16 protein-coding genes are annotated in these 17,717 nt (G+C 41.7%); 10 read left to right on the top strand and 6 right to left on the bottom strand.

Going from position 1 to position 17,717, the window contains the following annotated elements:
* Positions 1–116 precede the first annotated feature (116 nt).
* Genes ACIQZD_RS16785 through ACIQZD_RS16795 form a run of 3 tightly spaced genes read left to right on the top strand, consistent with a single transcriptional unit; the run spans position 117 to position 2,039 of the window.
* On the top strand, positions 117–806 hold the full coding sequence (locus ACIQZD_RS16785; RefSeq protein WP_402904678.1) for an ABC transporter permease: 690 nt from the start codon (positions 117–119) through the stop codon (positions 804–806).
* Positions 806–1,735, top strand: a complete 930-nt coding sequence (locus ACIQZD_RS16790; RefSeq protein WP_402904680.1) for an ABC transporter ATP-binding protein — start codon at positions 806–808, stop codon at positions 1,733–1,735. Before ACIQZD_RS16785 ends, ACIQZD_RS16790 begins: the two co-directional genes overlap by 1 nt.
* Position 1,736: 1 nt before the next feature.
* Positions 1,737–2,039 (top strand): AbrB/MazE/SpoVT family DNA-binding domain-containing protein, encoded by a 303-nt coding sequence (locus tag ACIQZD_RS16795; RefSeq protein ID WP_402904682.1) that lies wholly within the window; start codon positions 1,737–1,739, stop codon positions 2,037–2,039.
* A 175-nt stretch (positions 2,040–2,214) separates the two neighbouring features.
* Here the strand turns inward: ACIQZD_RS16795 and ACIQZD_RS16800 are convergent, their stop codons facing one another.
* From ACIQZD_RS16800 to ACIQZD_RS16810, 3 genes are read right to left on the bottom strand one after another with little or no spacing between them, the layout of a single operon-like run.
* Positions 2,215–3,402 carry a class I SAM-dependent methyltransferase gene (locus ACIQZD_RS16800; protein ID WP_402904684.1) on the bottom strand — a complete coding sequence of 396 codons (1,188 nt, stop codon included), beginning with the start codon at positions 3,400–3,402 and terminating at the stop codon, positions 2,215–2,217.
* Between the two features lie 33 nt (positions 3,403–3,435).
* Complete coding sequence (locus ACIQZD_RS16805; protein ID WP_402904686.1) at positions 3,436–4,344, bottom strand: phosphotransferase; 909 nt, start codon at positions 4,342–4,344, stop codon at positions 3,436–3,438.
* Between the two features lie 15 nt (positions 4,345–4,359).
* On the bottom strand, positions 4,360–5,913 hold the full coding sequence (locus tag ACIQZD_RS16810) for a DEAD/DEAH box helicase (RefSeq protein WP_402904688.1): 1,554 nt from the start codon (positions 5,911–5,913) through the stop codon (positions 4,360–4,362).
* A 296-nt stretch (positions 5,914–6,209) separates the two neighbouring features.
* Here ACIQZD_RS16810 and ACIQZD_RS16815 point away from each other — a divergent pair, with 296 nt between their 5' ends.
* Complete coding sequence (locus tag ACIQZD_RS16815; RefSeq protein ID WP_101223911.1) at positions 6,210–7,502, top strand: NCS2 family permease; 1,293 nt, start codon at positions 6,210–6,212, stop codon at positions 7,500–7,502.
* A gap of 553 nt (positions 7,503–8,055) precedes the next feature.
* Here ACIQZD_RS16815 and ACIQZD_RS16820 read toward each other — a convergent pair.
* Positions 8,056–8,595, bottom strand: a complete 540-nt coding sequence (locus ACIQZD_RS16820; RefSeq protein ID WP_402904691.1) for a hypothetical protein — start codon at positions 8,593–8,595, stop codon at positions 8,056–8,058.
* Positions 8,596–8,603: 8 nt separating this feature from the next.
* Entirely contained in the window at positions 8,604–9,800 is a 1,197-nt protein-coding gene (locus tag ACIQZD_RS16825) for a ParM/StbA family protein (protein ID WP_057278235.1), read from the bottom strand.
* A 1,218-nt stretch (positions 9,801–11,018) separates the two neighbouring features.
* Between ACIQZD_RS16825 and ACIQZD_RS16830 the strand changes: the two genes are divergently transcribed.
* The 3 genes from ACIQZD_RS16830 (at position 11,019) to ACIQZD_RS16840 (ending at position 13,645) form a co-directional block, all read left to right on the top strand.
* On the top strand, positions 11,019–12,539 hold the full coding sequence (locus ACIQZD_RS16830) for an FAD-dependent oxidoreductase (RefSeq protein WP_402904693.1): 1,521 nt from the start codon (positions 11,019–11,021) through the stop codon (positions 12,537–12,539).
* Between the two features lie 112 nt (positions 12,540–12,651).
* Positions 12,652–12,846, top strand: coding sequence for a YwbE family protein (locus ACIQZD_RS16835; protein WP_402904695.1), 195 nt, complete (start codon positions 12,652–12,654; stop codon positions 12,844–12,846).
* A 139-nt stretch (positions 12,847–12,985) separates the two neighbouring features.
* Positions 12,986–13,645 (top strand): SIMPL domain-containing protein, encoded by a 660-nt coding sequence (locus ACIQZD_RS16840; RefSeq protein ID WP_402904697.1) that lies wholly within the window; start codon positions 12,986–12,988, stop codon positions 13,643–13,645.
* 59 nt (positions 13,646–13,704) lie between these two features.
* Here the strand turns inward: ACIQZD_RS16840 and purU are convergent, their stop codons facing one another.
* Positions 13,705–14,607, bottom strand: a complete 903-nt coding sequence (purU, locus tag ACIQZD_RS16845) for a formyltetrahydrofolate deformylase (RefSeq protein ID WP_402835568.1) — start codon at positions 14,605–14,607, stop codon at positions 13,705–13,707.
* A gap of 587 nt (positions 14,608–15,194) precedes the next feature.
* Between purU and ACIQZD_RS16850 the strand changes: the two genes are divergently transcribed.
* The 3 genes from ACIQZD_RS16850 to ACIQZD_RS16860 are packed head-to-tail and all read left to right on the top strand — an operon-like array spanning position 15,195 to position 17,418.
* Positions 15,195–15,974 carry a transporter substrate-binding domain-containing protein gene (locus ACIQZD_RS16850; protein ID WP_127777595.1) on the top strand — a complete coding sequence of 260 codons (780 nt, stop codon included), beginning with the start codon at positions 15,195–15,197 and terminating at the stop codon, positions 15,972–15,974.
* 26 nt (positions 15,975–16,000) lie between these two features.
* The gene (locus ACIQZD_RS16855) at positions 16,001–16,666 is read left to right on the top strand and encodes an amino acid ABC transporter permease (RefSeq protein ID WP_048685680.1); all 666 of its coding nucleotides are present in this window, start codon (positions 16,001–16,003) and stop codon (positions 16,664–16,666) included.
* 11 nt (positions 16,667–16,677) lie between these two features.
* Positions 16,678–17,418: an amino acid ABC transporter ATP-binding protein gene (locus ACIQZD_RS16860; RefSeq protein ID WP_402904700.1), complete on the top strand. Its 741-nt coding sequence runs from the start codon at positions 16,678–16,680 to the stop codon at positions 17,416–17,418.
* The last annotated feature ends 299 nt before the right edge of the window (positions 17,419–17,717 follow it).

Genomic DNA, 17,717 nt, shown 5'->3' on the forward strand with positions numbered 1-17,717 from the left:
TCATGAATGACATGCTTTAATTATCCAAAATTAACAATTTTAAGGTTCCGTTAATGTACCTTTATGCAAATGTTAATCTTGCGCTCTTATAATAAGCGATGAAAGGAGCTGTCACGATGACAACGATATGTTTACGAGAATTCAAGAGTCTTTTCAAGAGTATTCGCTCAATTATTATTATTATTTTTATGCTTGGAGTTACATTAGGGTCTGCAAAGCTACTTAGTAAATGGAGCTCTGAGTTACAGGATGTAGGTCTTGATAATGCTTATATGGGCGGTCTTTATATTCTCCTGTTGCTCGCAGGTCCCATTTTTGTTACGAGCTTATCTCATGATGTAATAAATCGAGAGACCCATTCTCGAACCATGCGTTTTTTAGTAACAAAATTGTCGAGGGATAAAATTGTTATCGGAAAATTTTTAGGGGTTTCACTCTTCTGGTTTGTATGTATTCTACTTTCTTTAATCATGTTGATTCCTTTTGCAAAAACATTCTATTTTGCAGAATTGATTGAATCAGTTATTTTTATTACCTACTTTGTTGCCCTGTTCCTATTTATCTCAACCTTAATTAATAAACCTGGATTAAGTATATTTTTAGGTATCATTCTATCGATTACGCTTCCAGTTTTGGGGATTTGGGGTATGGTTTCAAAAGAAATAATCATCCTGAAGATATTCAGTTACTTGACCCCTTACTTTTATGTTGGGCAGGAACAGTCCTTTTATGTTTATTTCATCCCAATCTTGTCACTGGTCTTTCTTTTATCAAGCATAATAATTCTTAGAAAGAGGGATTTCTAATGTATGCTTTTGAAACAAATCAAATAACTAAAAAGTATGGAGATCATACCGTTGTCAATAAGGTTGATTTAAATGTTACCCAGGGTCATATATTCGGCTTCTTAGGGAAAAATGGAGCTGGAAAGTCAACCTTTATTAATATGGTAACGGGCATAACCACACCTACCTCCGGCGATTTTAAAATTCTCGGCTCAAGTGAGATTACGGAAGATAAAATCAAGCGAAGAATAGGCGTCCTTCCTGATTACTCCACTTTCTACGACGACCTGACCGGTATTGAACATTTAAAGTTTTTAGGAAATGTATTAGGTGTGAAACGTTCAAAGGCAGATTTAATTGCGTTATTAGAACGTGTTGAACTTGGAGATGCAATTAAAACGAAAACCAAGAAGTATTCTTTCGGGATGAAGAAAAAATTAGGTGTCGCCCAGGCGCTCATTAATGATCCGGACTTAATCTTTCTCGATGAACCAACTTCTGGTGTAGATGCAAACGCGGTTCTAAATATCCATTCCTTGATTAAAAATGTAGCTGCAGAGGGGAAAACAATATTTTTAACATCTCATAACCTAAATGAGGTTGAAAAGCTTTGTGATGAAATTGCAATAATGGATAAAGGGATTATTCAAGCTCAGGGAAGCATGGAACAATTAAGACATAAGTATCAATCTCAATTAACAGTTAAGGTGAAACACGGGAAGATTCCTATTGAGCATAAAGCCGGGTTACAACAAATTTTCGAGAAAATTGGAAAAGATATTGAGTGGGGAACAGAAAATACATCTTTAGTAGTAGCTGAAGAATCAAGCATTCCTGTCATTAATCGAGCCTTTTCCAATACAAAAGTGGATATCTATCGGCTTGAGGTCAATGAACCATCTCTGGAAGAAATATTCCGTAACCTTGGTTCCAGCCAGAGAGGAGCATGATATGAAGTCCACTGGAATTGTACGGAGACTAGATCCATTAGGTAGACTTTGCATACCTAGTGAAATAAGAAAGATGCTGGATTTGGAGATAAGTAACCCACTTGAAGTGTTTATAGATGACGAACATATCATCCTAAAAAAACATGAATCGCAAAATGAATGTTTATTAACAGGAGAGGTATCAAGTCAAAATCTTATCCTGGGAGATGGTTCAATCATTCTGACTCCTAAAGCTGCAGAATTGCTTTTTGAAGAATTGAAACATTTAAAGGAATCCCAACATTTTGGAAACCATGTGGGCTAAAGCCCCTAAAGGCAACTATCAGCAATGAAATAAAAGAGAACAAAAACTTATTTAAATGCAGAAAACCAGTATTGAAAATTATACTGGTTCTTTTGTGTTCTATTTATTTGTCGCTCCATTTTAAAATGAAAAGTGGAAGGCTCCTTCGGCCAGCCACATTTCCTTAACCTGCGGCTTAAACTCGTTCCGCCACCAAGGTATATGTTTTCGGAAGCCCAATATCATGGATTTTATGATTCGGTTCTTCCTCGAGTACTTTAATAACCAGCCCTGATTGACCTATTGACGTTATAAGTTCCCCGATTGTCCATTTACGCTGTACAACTCTTGAAAGGCTCCCTTTTTCCTCATCAGGCATATGCTTCGAAAAAGCGACCTCATTGTTTTCGATTGCCGGAGCGAAATAGTTGCCTGTGACTTTGTGTTTTTTACCATTTGAAGTAATGAGCTTTGTTGAAATCGGGTGAAATTCATGCAGTACGAATTGGCCTCCAGGTTTCAGCATCATTTTAATTTTTTCAAATAACGGCTGCAGATCTATTAAGTAGTGAAGCACACCGAGCTCCATTAAAACCAAATCCTGATTCCCTGATACATGCTCGGATGATAGGGAAAGGACATCCGAAACGATATACTCGATGGAGGCATTGGCACCACTTGCCAGCTCATTTGCAAACATTGCGTTTTCCTGGGAAAAATCAACAACTTTCACTTCGGCTCCCAACATGGCAAGGGCAACTGCTTTGACACCGTTCGATCCCATCAAATGAGTGATTTTTTTACCGGATATATCTCCCATATACTTATAAAAAGGGTGCAGTCTCCATTTTGGGTTTTGCTTGATTTTTGATGCCAATTCCACGGGATCTCCATAACGATTGACAAGCGCCAAATAATTATTCTGGTTCCACGCCTGTTCATTTTCCGCTGTGAACCCCTTCTGCTCGGCTGATAAGTAAGCATGGATCTCGGCACTGTACTTTCTCATTTCTTCTTCGTATAAATAACTGTATAACGACCTGCACCAAACCTCCATATTCCCCATCTTTATGGACAAACGATAAGGATCCGTTTTAATGGTCGTGTTAAACCGGCAGCGAACAGTGACAGAAACCCCATCGACATCCATTAGAAAGAATGCAGTCTCAGGACTTCTTTCAGGCTTTGTTGGGGAGTATTCGGAAAAAAGATCCAAAGCCTCATTAAAGACATCCCATTGTACATCCAGGTCGATTTTCTTATATTCATCGATATCCACTCCTTGTACGAACAGAGCAGATCGACCTGTATATTGGTATGGAATAGTAGCTTGATCCAACATGTTCGCCATTAAGGTGATTGTATGATAATAACTTGCCTTCATATGTACCTCCTAAACATCAAAAGAGCATGACGATTATTCTTCTATAGCAAATTTCAAACCGGTACTCGTAATGGCAATCAGCTCTTCATCGTGGCGGTCTATGCCATAAACGAGTAATGTAACAAGCATATATATGGCTCTGAACCGGGCTAAGCTCTCTGTTTCCTTTTCGATTTCACCATAGATTTCGAAAAAAGCCCTGCGCGCCTCTTTTGGGAAATAACTGTATAAAAAGGAGAAATCAATGGCTGGATTCCCGATATGAACATCTCCCCAATCAATGATACCTGCGAGAACGCCTTCGTCATCAAGTAAAACATTCCGGATATGAATGTCTCCGTGAACGAGTGAAATCGGATGCTGAACATCCAATTCGCCTAAGGCTTCAACAAAATCCTTAACCGCCTTTGCCTGTTCAAAGTATCCTAGCTTTAATAGATTTGAGACATTTTCCATAAGTGATTTCCTTCGATAGGATACATCAAGCCTCATCATCCCATCAGGCTGCACCCCCAAACGCATAGCCCTTTCCGCAGGGAAACTGTGAAGAACCTTCAAAAAACGGGCAAACCTTTTTGCCGATTCGACCTTATTTGCCTCTGATTCTTCTACAGGCAAGTGTCCTTTTACCATTTTATAACCGGTAAAAGGATAAGGATACAGGGTACTTGGTTTCCCAAAAAAGATCGGTTCAGGGATAGCTAGCGGAAAGGTGCCTGCAATGGATGGCAAAAGCTGATTTTCCACCTGAATCAACGTAACTGCAATAGGGCGGCGGGGGAAACGGAATACAAATTGCCCATTGATTTGTATCACCGTGTTATCGAAACCCTCCCCAAGTTGCTTGATCTCTTTCAACTCAATTTCCGGAAACTGCAGTTTGATCAATTTCCCTGCAAGCTCCAGCGAAACTGGATATTCTGCCAACCAAGGCTTTTCCACTCCCGTCTCCCCCTTTTACCGGTTTCTCCCTCTATTAGAAAAGCTTCCAGATCCACCCCTGCGATTACTTGCCCCTTGTGTACTAGGGGATCTACGGCTGTCTCTTTGATCTCCTCGCGGATTGTCACGCTTTGGCCCACGGCTTTCTTCCGAGCGGCCACCCCGCGGATTCTCTCGCCTTGGTCCGCGGCCGTTTTCCGAGCGACCTCCCCGTGATTCGTCACGTTTAGGTCCGCGGCTGTTTTCCATCCGGCCTCCACGTGGTTTCTCCCTCTCGACTTCACGATTGTCCGCTTGATTTACAGAACGGTGACTGCCTCGATTCGGCCCTCTCGTATCTATCCGTTCCCGATGTTTCCTTCCCCCTCCCGAACGCGGGCGGCGGGTACCCTCATCGGAAGAGTCATCATGACGCTTCCTTTTTTGCCTCACCTCATCGGGTTGGAACATTTTCACTCCTTCAATCGTCCTTCTTTCGATTTTCATGGATATCCCTTTTTCAATATCGCTTAAAAGCTGAAGATCCTTCGTTGCTATGAAGGTTACAGCCAAGCCATTCTCACCCGCTCGGCCAGTCCGGCCAATTCGGTGGATGTAACTTTCTGCATCCTCGGGAACATCATAATTAAACACATGGGTCACGCCTTCTACATCGAGCCCCCGTGCAGCAACGTCCGTTGCCACTAAATATTGAAGCTTTGCGTCTCTGAAGTTTTTCATCACACGTTCCCGCTTTGCCTGTGAAAGGTCACCATGAAGCTCTTCAGAATTGAATCCAGCTGCCTTCAGGGCATCATTCAAAACCGAAACACGCCGTTTTGTACGGCAAAATATGATCGCAAGGTATGGCTGTTCTTCTTTGATCATGTTGATTAATGAAGACTGTTTGGCACGATCGGTCGTCTCGATGACAAGCTGCCTGATTTTCTCGACCGTTACTTGCTCAGCCTTCACAGCGGCAGTTAATGGCTTAGTCATGTAGCGTTTTGCCAATTGATGGACCTGTTCAGGCATCGTCGCTGAAAAGAGCAGCGTTTGGCGCTCCTCTGGAAGCTGTCCCATGATCTCTTCCACTTCTGGTAAAAACCCAATATGAAGCATTTGATCAGCTTCATCAAGCACAAGTGTTCCAGTTTGTGAGAGATCGATGGTGCCTCTTCGTAAATGATCTAATAACCTGCCTGGCGTGGCGACCACCACGGAGATGTTTCTTGTCAGCTTTTTCATTTGCTGCTCGACATCCTGTCCGCCATAAACTGCAAGCACTTGAAGTCCTTCGATTTCATCAGCGAATTTTTTCAATTCTGCAGTGATTTGCAAAGCCAATTCCCTGGTTGGCGTGACGATCAATGATTGTATGTGGGATGCGGCGAGATCGACTTTTTCCAAGATTGGCAGCAAAAATGCCAAAGTCTTCCCCGTTCCCGTCTGCGCCTTCGCGATGACATCCCTTCCAGCAAGGATATCTGGTATCGATTTCTCCTGAATCGGGGTAGGGGCGGATATTCCTATTTGCTTTAATATCTTATTAATCGCCGGGCTGACGCCAAGGTCGATGAATTCTGTCATGTATGGGCCTACTTTCTGAATTTCTTCATTTAATTGACTGATAAATCCACTTTAATGGTAACAGCTTCGTTCACTTCATGTCATTATCCTTAGTCTAAACTATTTGTTAGTATATCATTATCTATTTTCGAGAAAACCTGTACCTTAAAATTTTTCATGCTATTGTACTTTAGTTATTTTTCTAATATAATTTATAAGATTTATTATCATAGAGCTACTTACTTGAAAAAGGGTAAGCATCTCCTCCTTGTATATTTTTGCAAGGATTTTTTGTATAGAAAAAAAGGAGTGACCGCATGTTTAAATTAAAAGAACGGAATTCAAATATTAAGACGGAAGTACTTGCGGGGCTTACAACCTTTTTAACACTGGCTTATATCATCGTTGTAAACCCAATGATCCTTTCTGATGCCGGTGTTCCATTCGACCAGGCATTCACAGCAACCATAATCGCAATAATAGTCGGTACCCTATGCATGGCCCTTTTAGCCAATTACCCAATTGTCATAGCACCGGCAATGGGATTGAATGCTTATTTTGCATACTCGGTATTGGGAACCCATGATATCTCATACACAGTTGCTTTCTCTGCAGTCTTTGTTACGGGCATCATCTTTATCCTTTTATCCCTAACCTCTTTCCGCTCAAAATTGATCGAGGCCATACCAAATAACTTGAAGCATGCAATCAGTGCCGGAATCGGGCTTTTCATTACCTTCATCGGACTTCGTTTGTCAGGTGTCGTAACACAGCATGAATCCAACCTGGTTACCCTTGGAAGCTTCAGGGATCCAAGTGTGGCACTTACATTGGTTGGTCTGGTCATAACGATCGTGCTGATCGTTCGTAATGTACAGGGAGCGATATTCATCGGAATGATCGTGACAGCCATAATCGCTTTTTTTACAGGCCAATTGGAAATTAACGGCCTGGTTTCCACCCCTTCCTTACCTGAAGGAATAATAGTCGCCAATCCAATCACATCTATCGCCGATGTCATTAACTATGGGCTTTATGGCGTCGTCTTCTCCATTTTGCTTGTAATGCTATTCGATACGACCGGTGCTTTATTGGGCATTGTCCGTCAAGCTGGATTGCTGAAGGAGAATAAGCTTGAAAAATCCGGCAGTGCCTTCTTTGCAGATTCCGTCGGCACTACTGTCGGCGCCATGTTCGGTACAAGCCCGACCGCTGCCTCGGTTGAATCATCAGCTGGTGTTGGAGCCGGGGGCAAGACAGGTTTAACCGCTTTGGTAGTGGCCATCCTATTCTTAATAACCGCCTTCTTCAGTCCGCTGATAGGAGCTGTTTCAAATGTAGCGGCAATCACGGCACCTAGCTTGATCATCGTGGGAAGTATGATGATTAAGAGCATTAATGAAATTGACTGGACACACTTTGATGAATCATTCCCAGCCTTTTTGGTCATTGTCGCCATGCCTTTAACATCAAGCATTGCCAACGGGATAGCACTCGGATTCATCGCCTACCCCATTTTAAAAATGGCAAGAGGCAAATTCCGTGAAGTGCATCCGTTCGTGTACATGTTTGCTGCTCTATTTCTTTATCAACTGATTTTCCTGGCTTGATCATCTCATGAAGGGCACCATGGGATAATCAAAAGGAGTGTTCAATTAGGCTAATTGAACACTCCTTTATTTGTTTACGTGCAATTATTTTATAACGTTTTCTTTCTGCTTACCTTTAATCACACTTGGCACTCCAACTGCCGTGCAATTATCGGGAACGGATGCATATTCCAGGGCAGAAACCAGGACACCATATTCGACCTGGAAAGGAGGGGGTGCACATCTAATGTTACATAGGAAGTGAAATGTGCATTTCTCAAAATCAACATAACATGTGTTAATTTTGGAACAGTCGCTTAAACTTACAGCTAATTTGTATGGAATAAAGCGGTAACCGGATTGTGATTGTGAGAAACAGCCCACACTATTGAAAAGTGAATGGCCGGTTGATGTGTGTTTATTCAAAAGCAGGAATGTGCATCCGTCACGAAAAAAAGCCTTTCCCCGATTGTTTACGGGAAAAGGCTGATGTCCAGTCCAAAGGGGTTTGTGTCATTAACCCCCGCAAAAAAAAGGAGGACATCCAACTTATCGTCAAATATCCTCCAAAAGTTTATTGGTTCATTTGATCAAGAAAATCACCCAGAAGATCGTCGAGATTTTCCTCTTCCGGTTCGGATTCTTCCACTTGTTGTTCGTGTTCATCCAAACTCCAATCAAAGTCATCCAGGTCCTTCTTAGGCAGGTCTTCATGAACTTCTGCTTCCTTTTCTTCAGGCTCGGCCTGCACATACAGTTCCTCATTCAGTTCATTATTGTTCAAAGAGGCAAGCAGGGCCGTAGCGCGTAAAGGATCGGATAAAAGGTGGTACATAATCGTTCCAAGCATAGCTTCTGAGTGGGAATGCTTGAGCCAATCACGCTGAGATTTGCTTAGTTTGTTCGGCATGGGCAGGGCAATCATTTCCCGATCCTGATGGGAGGATTGCCCGACTCCATCGAGAACATACTCGGCAATTTTACTGGAAAAATTCCTTCTTTCCGTTTCCTTCAATTTCTGCAGCTGTCTTAACGTATAGTCTGATACATCCGAAGGGATACGAAAAGTGATGGCTTGTCCTCTTTTAATTTCAGAAGAAGCTGTTTTTTTCATTCTCTCACCTATTTAATGGAGCCCGTTCTTTGTTCTTTCTTCTTTTGCTGTGACTGATTCTGTTCCTTTGCATTCCGGCGGCGATTAAAGTCCGAAATCAATTTATAATAGGCGTTTGCCATCATCCAAACGCTTTCCCGTTCATCTTCGAAAAAGTCTATATTGTAGCCATCGAAATTTTGATTCAATGTTTTCAAGTAATCTTTCAGGACAATCGATCCCCCGCCTACAAAATAGCAGATTTCCGTTTGGGAATTTTTTTGCCATACGTTGCGCAGGTGACGATATTGCTTTTTGGCCAGTTCACCTAAAATGCGGTCGACGATATCATGGACGCTTGTCCGGCTTCCGCGAACCATAATATGATTGCGATCGTTTTTCTTCGTGATGATTTCAACGACGTCGCGCCTGCTATCCAGCTCGACACCATGCTTCTTCCTGATTTCTTCACGAATCGATTCAAGGGCTTCAGCTACTCCCAAATTGAATCCTTGTGCCTTGTCATCGTCAACTTTACGATTTTTAATGACAGCGATATCCGTCGATAATCCACCGATATCCTGGATGAGGATCCTTCTATCGATCAATTCACGGTTAATGATATTCAAATCTTTATCCATGACCAAATTTATGTATGCAGCAAATCCCTCTGGATAGACTTTCACTTCATCGAATTTGATATTAACCTTCATGCCTTGGTATTTAGGGGTAATTAAAAATTCCACCTGGTGGACTGAACCAAGTAATTTCGAGCGGTACCCGACGTCTTTTCCTTCTTTAACCTCACGAAGAGGCAAGCCTGTTCCAAGCGTATAATTGGCTTCCACAACGTTATTCACTTTTTTGAATGTATCGTTGTCCCCCAACTTGGCAGCGTCTAATGCAAGAGCAGCAAAAAGCATGACTAATGTTTGATCTTCTTCCGATTTACTGCTTCCTAAATCCAATTCGGTAGGATTATCACTTTTTGTCGCCAAGTTCCCAACGCGATAAATCGCATTATTATCTTGAAGGGCTGGTGAATGGACCCTGATATGAATCCCTTCCAATGGGTTTTTTTCATCAAGTTCCTCAATCCCAATGACCGGACGGTCCTCTATGTCTTTTGCAATGACATTTGGTATATATAGTTCAGACTCTAGCTTTCCAAAAATAGCCTTGATAGCATCATTTCCTACGTCTACTGCTGCGATTCTAGAACTCATCTAAAAACATCCCCTTTTTTATAGAAAAAAATTTTAAGTGAAGCTTTCCCTTTAAGGATAGAAAAGGTTGCCTCGATAGTCAATCCTTCATAAGTTGTAGCTATATTTGTCGAATTGTTTTCAAATTGTTTACAATAGGAACAAGTATGTATACACCTTATATATAGCCATGTGTACGCATTTGTAAACATGTATACTTATTTGTGTACATTACATCTATTTTTGTTTACATGTATACATTTTTGTAAACAAACCAAATAATGTATTATTTTCTTACTCTTTCTTCTTACAAAAACAAGCGTATAAATAGCGGATTGGGTATGGTAATAAATGGGCAATTTACTAATGAACTGTATGGAGGTATTCAAATGACTGAAAAAATACAGACCTTCCCCGGTTTCCGGAACCCTATTGGCGCAGTTCGTTAACTTTCCCATCTTTTTCTAAACTAGAAACAGATATAAACTCTGATATCTTACTTAATAGTAGGCGGCGGAATTACAGGGATTACTCAGCTAAACAAGGTATTAAGTTACACTGATAGAAGCTAGCGAAATCCTTAATGGATTAACAGGACAAACCACAGCATGGCCTGATTTACAATTTGTTTGTTCACTAAAACATGGTGAAGAGAAAGCCAAACTATATTATGTAGCCAATGCAGAAGAATGGGCTTATCAAAGACTTGGTAGAAGAACATTCCATTGAATGTAATTTGACTGCAATGGATACCTATATTCACGCAAATTCTGAGGAATATAAAAGTAAAATTCCAAAAGAACTAAAAGCCTATCGAAACTAACCATTCGCGGGGATTATGCAGAAGAAACCCCTTTCTCCATTCCTTGTAAATCTTCCATGATCCAAGCACAGTTTCACCCCTTTAAAATATTTAACGGCTCTACTCTCCACGATTCTGGAAGCTGAAAAAGTTTCCACGATAGTCAATGCTTCATTAATAGTAGCTAATTTTCGAATTGTTTACAACAGGAACAAATATGTAAACACCTTATATATAGCCATGTGTACGTGTTTGTAAACATGTACACTTATTTGTGTACGTTACATCTATTTTTGTTTACATGTGTACATTTTTGTAAACAAACCAAATAATGTATTTTTTTACTCTTTCTTCTTACAAAAATAAGCGTATAAACAGCGGATTTGGGTATGGTAATAAATGGACAATTTACTAATGAACTGTATGGAGGTATTCAAATGACTGAAAAAAATACAGACCTTCCCCGATTTCCGGAACCGTATTGGCGCAGTGAGTTAACTTTCCCTTCTTTTTCTAAACTAGATACAGACATAACCACGGATGTCTTAATAGTGGGCGGCGGAATTACTGGAATCACTTCTGCTTATCTACTAGCTAAACAAGGAGTTAAGGTCACTCTGATTGATGCTGGCGTAATCCTTAATGGGACGACAGGACACACTACAGCAAAAATCACGGCCCAGCATGGCTTGATATACGATCAGTTGATCACTGACCATGGCGAAGAAAAGGCCAAACTTTATTATGAAGCCAATTCAGATGGAATGAAGCTAATTAAAGACTTGGTAGAAGAGCATTCCATCGAATGTAATTTGACTGCACAGGATGCCTATGTGTACGCAAATACTGAGGAATATAAAAGCAAAATCCAAAATGAGCTGAAAGCCTATCAAAAACTCGGCATTCGCGGGGATTATGCAGAGAATATCCCTTTCTCCATTCCTTGTAAGGCTGCTGTGATAATGAAAGATCAAGCACAATTTCATCCGTTGAAATACTTAACTGCCCTCATTTCGACAATTCTCGAAAGCGGAGGCACCATTTATGAACGGACAACGGCAATGAAGATTGAAGATGGCGATCCAGCGACCGTCCTGACCGATACTGGACATACAATCAAAAGCAATCAGGTCATCGTTGCCTCCCACTTCCCTTTTAATGATGAAATGGGCTTATACTTTGCCCGTGTTCATGTAGATAGGTCCTATGTACTCGGTATCAAGACTGAACAGGAATATCCCGGCGGGATGTATTACAGTGCAGACAGCCCTACCCGCTCCCTTCGCTATACGGAATTGGACAATGGGGAAAAACTTATACTAGTCAGCGGGGATGGTCATAAAACAGGCCAGGGAATCCCGATGATCGAGCATTATGAAGCACTGAAGGACTTTAGTTCCCAATATTTCGATGTGAAGGAAATTCCCTACCGCTGGTCGGCACAGGATATTGTGACACCGGATAAGATCCCCTTCGTCGGACCAGTGACATCCAATCATCCAAACATCCTGATAGCTACCGGCTATGCGAAATGGGGAATGACGAATGGGTCGATTGCGGCCAAGATCTTAACTGACCGGGTTTTGCAAAGAGAAAACCGGTATGCGGAATTGTATGATCCTGCCCGTTTAAAAGGCATGAAGAATATAGTCCAAGATAATGCTGATGTAGCGAAGCATTTGATCAAAGGCAAATTGGCGGTCACTCATAAAACGCCGGAAGACTTAGGTATTGATGAAGGAGCAATCGTGAAGGTGAATGGTGACAAAGCTGGGTGTTACCGTGACCATGATGGCCAGCTTCATATCGTTGATTCCACATGTACACACATGGGTTGTGAAGTTGCCTGGAATAGCGGCGACCGTACTTGGGATTGCCCATGCCATGGCTCCCGCTACTCCATCGCTGGTGAAGTGTTAAATGGCCCTGCTGTCGAACCATTGAAAAAAATACGCTGATGGTCAATTTTTGATTTTATCTAATATTCGACTAGCCCCGCCGTTTTCCTTATACTGAAGTTACTGCATGATTGAATGGTTGCAAATAACTCTGAAAAGGATTGAATTGAACATGAACGGTAAAAACCGGAAAGATATTACCCCAGGTACCTCTGTGGACATTGTACTTAAAGCAGATCAACGCACCGGAAAACTGACAAGCGGCACTGTAAAGGATATTTTAACCAACTCCAGCACTCACCCTCATGGAATTAAAGTAAGATTGACTGATGGGCAGGTTGGCAGGGTTCAAGTCATTCATAAGTAATGCGCACTCGGTCTTGGCCGAGTGTTTTTTTATGATCATTTGACCGAAATAATGACGATGGGGATATTTCAATCATGTTTCCCGTTCATAATTCGTACAATAGGGGTGAGATTATCTCTTTAAAAAGGCTGGTGTCAAAATGAATCAAGAATACAATGCCCCCGAAAGGGATTATTACCGCAATGATGAACATACATTGAAAGTTTCCGGCTCAGAGACGCTATCTGCTGCTCCGGATCAAGCCACGATCACCCTTGGAGTCATAACAGAGGATAAGGATCCGCAAAAGGCACAGCAAGCCAATTCCCAAGCAATCGCAAATGTCATCGCATCACTTAAATCCACAGGCATTCCCGAAGAGCAATTGAAAACGAGTGATTACAGAATCGATCCACAATATGATTATATTGACGGAAAGGAATTGTTCAAGAACTACAAAGTCCAGCACATCATACAAGCCCAAACGTCCGACATCGAGAAAATAGGCAGCATAATCGACACGGCCGTCAGAAGCGGCGCCAATTCAATCACCAGCATCCGCTTCTCTTTATCCAATCCAGATGCATACTATAATCAGGCACTTTCTCTCGCCTTAAAAAATGCATACGAAAAAGCACTCTCCATGGCTCGAACACTGGGAATTTCATTGAACCCAGTCCCTAATCAGGTTGAAGAGCTATCTGAAACGGCAACCCCAATGCATTACCAAACAAGTACATTTTCAAAAATGGCGACTACCCCGATTCAGCCTGGTGAATTGAACATCACTGCCTCAGTAAGGGTGGAGTACACGTACTAGCACTCACTAAATTCCATCCTAAAATCCCCCCTTGGCAACCCAAAGGGGGGATTTTCACTTTAAAAGACTACCGTTTTATTTTCATGAACAAGAACGCGGTCCTCCAAATGCCATTTAACGGCACGTGCCAGCACCCTGCGTTCAGCTGAACGACCGATTTTCTTCATATCCCCGGCAGAATCACGATGGTCCACACGTTCAATATCCTGCTCGATGATTGGACCTTCATCCAAATCATTCGTCACATAATGGGAAGTCGCCCCTATCAGCTTAACACCTCTGTCATAAGCTCGTTCATATGGCCGGGCTCCAATGAAGGCAGGTAAAAATGAATGATGGATATTGATGATTCTGTTTGGATGGGCCGCTACGAAGTCCGGCGTCAATATCTGCATATACCTGGCCAATACAATAAGGTCCACCTTGAATTCTTCCAGAAGTCCAAGCTGTTTAGTCTCCACTTCCTTACGTATATCCTTATTTGCAGGAATGTAATAAAACGGGATGCCCATCGATTCGACAATTTCCCTGGTATCTTCATGGTTGCTGATGACTAGCGCAATATCAGCCAATAAATCCCCGCTTTGCCACTCCCATAGCAATTCCAGAAGGCAATGCGGTTCCTTCGAAACGAAGATTGCCGTCCTCTTCAGATCACTGACATGGTTAAATGTCCATTGCATCGAGAATGCTGTCGAAACCTCCTGGAATGCCAGTTGCATATCCGCTGCCTTGTCATTCAATCCTGGACAATCGAACTCGATCCTGGTGAAAAAGGTACCGCCCTCAGGATTCATCGAATACTGACTCAATTCAACAATATTTGCATCATACTCTTTAAGAAAGGCAGTAACTGTCGAAACAATTCCTGGCTGGTCCGGACATTTTATAATCAAACGTCCCCTATCTTGATTTCTTTCGCGAAATTCCTGTAACTGTTCTTGCACAAAGTTGCTAACCATTTTCCCAACTGCCCTTCTTCTATTTTGCTATATTATACTTCAATTCATGGGCAAAATTAAAGTCAGTCAATAAATACGGGAGTTTGTTGGCGGACACACCATCTGAACATTCCAATTTTATTCCATAACAGATTATACAGTAGTAATAAATCACGTACTTATACAACACATTTAAAATTTTTGCTTACAAGAATTTGCTCCGTCATATCCTATATATAAGCACCTCTCTCCTGTTTCTTAAAATTAAGAAAATTCAAATAATGAAATAAATTATTTATATATTGAAACTCTAAAAATCATTTCTTATGTTACGTTTGGAATGATTTTAGACAATAGTTCTCATCCTCTATTAATAGGCACTATCATTCTTCCAATAAATAACTGGTGAATTTAAAGGAAATGAAGGCAAAGGCCGAGAACCTTTATGAAATGCATAGTGAAGGGGGATTCTTGAATGAAATGTCGGTATGATCTGGACTACCTTTTTTATTTCAGTTTTATTTTCCCTAGTTAATAAGGTTATTCAAAGCCTCATAAGGGTATAGACCATTCTATTAGTTTTTTTCAAAGGGGGAAATGAAATTATCATGAAATCATCAGTTACATTCATTGTATCCATTCTGGCTGTTCTTGGTCTCCTGTCCGGCTGTGCTGAAAAGGACCAGCTGGAGGATGGGAGTAAGCTGATCAATGAGGACCAGTTTGTTTTCGCTGCCTCAGGCGAATTCAAGCCATTCAGTTATGTCAATGATGACATGACCGTAACCGGGTTCGATATTGAAGTCGGCGATGCAATTGCAAAGGAACTCGACCTAGAACCAGTGCCTAAACGGATAAAGTTCAAAGGTATCGTGGAAGGTGTTAAAACCGGTCGGGCAGATGCCGCGGTCGCGAGTCATACAATCAATGAACAACGAAGTAAACATGTTGCCTTCTCGACCCCTTATTACTACTCAGGTCCTCAAATTTTCGTCCGTTCGGATAGTGATATTAAAACGGTTGAAGATTTAAAGGGTAAGGAAGTTGCGGCTTCTAAAGGCTCTACGTACGCAACCACAGCAGAAAAATATACAACCAATGTAAAAACCTATGACAGTGATATCACCGCCCTGAAAGCATTGAGCGGAGGACGGCATGATGCCGTCATCACCGACTTCGTAACCGGCAAGGAAGCGACCAAGGAAGGTTTCGACATCGAAGGAAGGCAATTGATCGAACGAAGCGAGCAGGCCATCGTACTGCCTAACGACAACCCTCAGCTGCTTGCACGCATCAACGAAGCACTTGAAAACCTCCGGGAAGATGGAACTCTTGCGGAAATCAGCAAAAAATACTTTGGTGAGGACATCACAACTAAGCCAGAATAAAGATTGATAGAAAGGGAGTCATTACATTGCCAAGTTTTTCACATTTTTTTGATACATTATTTAGCTCCTCGGACGTATTCATCCGAGCCATGCTCCTCACATTGGAACTGACGGTAGTCTCCATATTGGTAGGTATCGTCATCGGGTTGCTATTTGCACTTTTAAAAATATCCAATATAAAAATTCTTGCATGGATTTCAGATACATATGTATTCCTGGTACGTGGAACACCTTTAATCGTACAGATATTCATACTCTATTTCGGTATCAGCAATCTCTTCTTACTGCCGGACTTCTGGGCGGCGTCACTTGCCCTGGCCTTCCATAATGGAGCTTATATCTCTGAGATTTTACGTGGTACGATTCAATCCATCGACAAAGGCCAAATGGAGGCCGGACGCTCCCTTGGCATGAGCAATTCGCTCACCTTAAGGAGAATCATCTTGCCTCAAGCCTTCCGCCGCGCATTGCCGCCGCTTGGCAACCAATTCATCATCGGACTGAAGGATTCATCACTGGCAGCCTTCATATCCATGAATGAGCTGTTTAATGTAGCCACTACGTTAGGCTCGAATAACTTCGATGAAATGACTTATTTATTGATTGTTGCGGTCTACTACTTGATTCTAGTGGCTTTCCTGACCATTATCGTCAATTTATTCGAAAAGAAACTGTCCATCAGTGATCGATAGGGGGAATTGAAATGGAACAAAAAGAAATGATTCGGATAAGGAATTTAAATAAATCGTATGGAAACCTGCATGTACTTAAAGATATTGATATGAAGGTACTCGATAGCGATGTTGTCTGTCTGATCGGACCGAGCGGTTCCGGAAAAAGCACCCTGCTCCGCTGTTTGAATTATTTAGAGAAGAAAGACAGCGGCCAAATCCTCATTGAAGGAACGGAAATCAATCCGGGTACCCATGATATTAATAAAATTCGAGAGAAAGTCGGAATGGTATTTCAGCATTTCTACCTCTTTCCTCATATGACCGTACTGGAAAATGTCATCGAAGCACCGACACATGTCAAAAAGGTCCCTAAGGCCCAAGCGATTGAAGAAGCAAAGTCATTGCTTGCCAAAGTCGGTTTATCAGATAAAGCGGATGTCTATCCAAGCAAGCTCTCAGGTGGGCAAAAACAGCGTGTTGCCATAGCCCGCGCCCTTGCCATGAAGCCTGATATCCTGCTCTTTGATGAGCCCACCTCGGCTCTGGATCCCGAACTTGTCGGGGAAGTTCTTGCCACGATGAAGGAACTTGCCTTGGAAGGGATGACAATGGTAGTCGTTACACATGAAATGAGCTTTGCACGTGAAGTCGGGGATTGGATTGTCTTCATGCATAATGGGAGGGTTGTCGAAAGCGGACCGCCAAAAGAATTCTTCACCAATCCAAAAGAAGAGCGTACAAAAGAATTTTTGCAAACGACATTCTTTTGATTTTAATTCTAAAATCTGTCTGCTAGCGAGATTATAAGCAATACAGGCGTGAATTCCTGTATTGCTTTTTTTGAATGAAAAACGATTTATTGGTTTCTTTAATATCCAGTTAGGTACTTCCCTAAATTACATGATCAAAGTTTTAGGGATATTTCCGCTCTGATTGTACAAACTAAATACTTGATGAATTGTTTCAGATAAACCCTGATTCCGGCTCGAACATGGAAAAATATCTGTATTTATGGTATATATACAGGTAAAATTAAAAGAAGTATATAAATGAAAGAGGTCGAATTCAG

The sequence above is a fragment of the Peribacillus sp. NPDC096447 genome, from assembly GCF_044762725.1.
In the GTDB taxonomy this organism is placed as follows: Bacteria; Bacillota; Bacilli; order Bacillales; family DSM-1321; genus Peribacillus.

What these genes read in the sequence shown, in the direction of transcription:
- ACIQZD_RS16815 (WP_101223911.1), top strand. Translation starts at nt 6,210, where the DNA reads ATGTTTAAATTAAAAGAACGGAATTCAAATATTAAGACGGAAGTACTT.
- ACIQZD_RS16790 (WP_402904680.1), top strand. Translation starts at nt 806, where the DNA reads ATGTATGCTTTTGAAACAAATCAAATAACTAAAAAGTATGGAGATCAT.
- ACIQZD_RS16785 (WP_402904678.1), top strand. Translation starts at nt 117, where the DNA reads ATGACAACGATATGTTTACGAGAATTCAAGAGTCTTTTCAAGAGTATT.
- ACIQZD_RS16840 (WP_402904697.1), top strand. Translation starts at nt 12,986, where the DNA reads ATGAATCAAGAATACAATGCCCCCGAAAGGGATTATTACCGCAATGAT.
- ACIQZD_RS16820 (WP_402904691.1), bottom strand. Translation starts at nt 8,595, where the DNA reads ATGAAAAAAACAGCTTCTTCTGAAATTAAAAGAGGACAAGCCATCACT.
- ACIQZD_RS16830 (WP_402904693.1), top strand. Translation starts at nt 11,019, where the DNA reads ATGACTGAAAAAAATACAGACCTTCCCCGATTTCCGGAACCGTATTGG.
- ACIQZD_RS16810 (WP_402904688.1), bottom strand. Translation starts at nt 5,913, where the DNA reads ATGACAGAATTCATCGACCTTGGCGTCAGCCCGGCGATTAATAAGATA.
- ACIQZD_RS16835 (WP_402904695.1), top strand. Translation starts at nt 12,652, where the DNA reads ATGAACGGTAAAAACCGGAAAGATATTACCCCAGGTACCTCTGTGGAC.
- ACIQZD_RS16850 (WP_127777595.1), top strand. Translation starts at nt 15,195, where the DNA reads ATGAAATCATCAGTTACATTCATTGTATCCATTCTGGCTGTTCTTGGT.
- purU (WP_402835568.1), bottom strand. Translation starts at nt 14,607, where the DNA reads ATGGTTAGCAACTTTGTGCAAGAACAGTTACAGGAATTTCGCGAAAGA.
- ACIQZD_RS16860 (WP_402904700.1), top strand. Translation starts at nt 16,678, where the DNA reads ATGGAACAAAAAGAAATGATTCGGATAAGGAATTTAAATAAATCGTAT.
- ACIQZD_RS16800 (WP_402904684.1), bottom strand. Translation starts at nt 3,402, where the DNA reads ATGAAGGCAAGTTATTATCATACAATCACCTTAATGGCGAACATGTTG.
- ACIQZD_RS16825 (WP_057278235.1), bottom strand. Translation starts at nt 9,800, where the DNA reads ATGAGTTCTAGAATCGCAGCAGTAGACGTAGGAAATGATGCTATCAAG.
- ACIQZD_RS16795 (WP_402904682.1), top strand. Translation starts at nt 1,737, where the DNA reads ATGAAGTCCACTGGAATTGTACGGAGACTAGATCCATTAGGTAGACTT.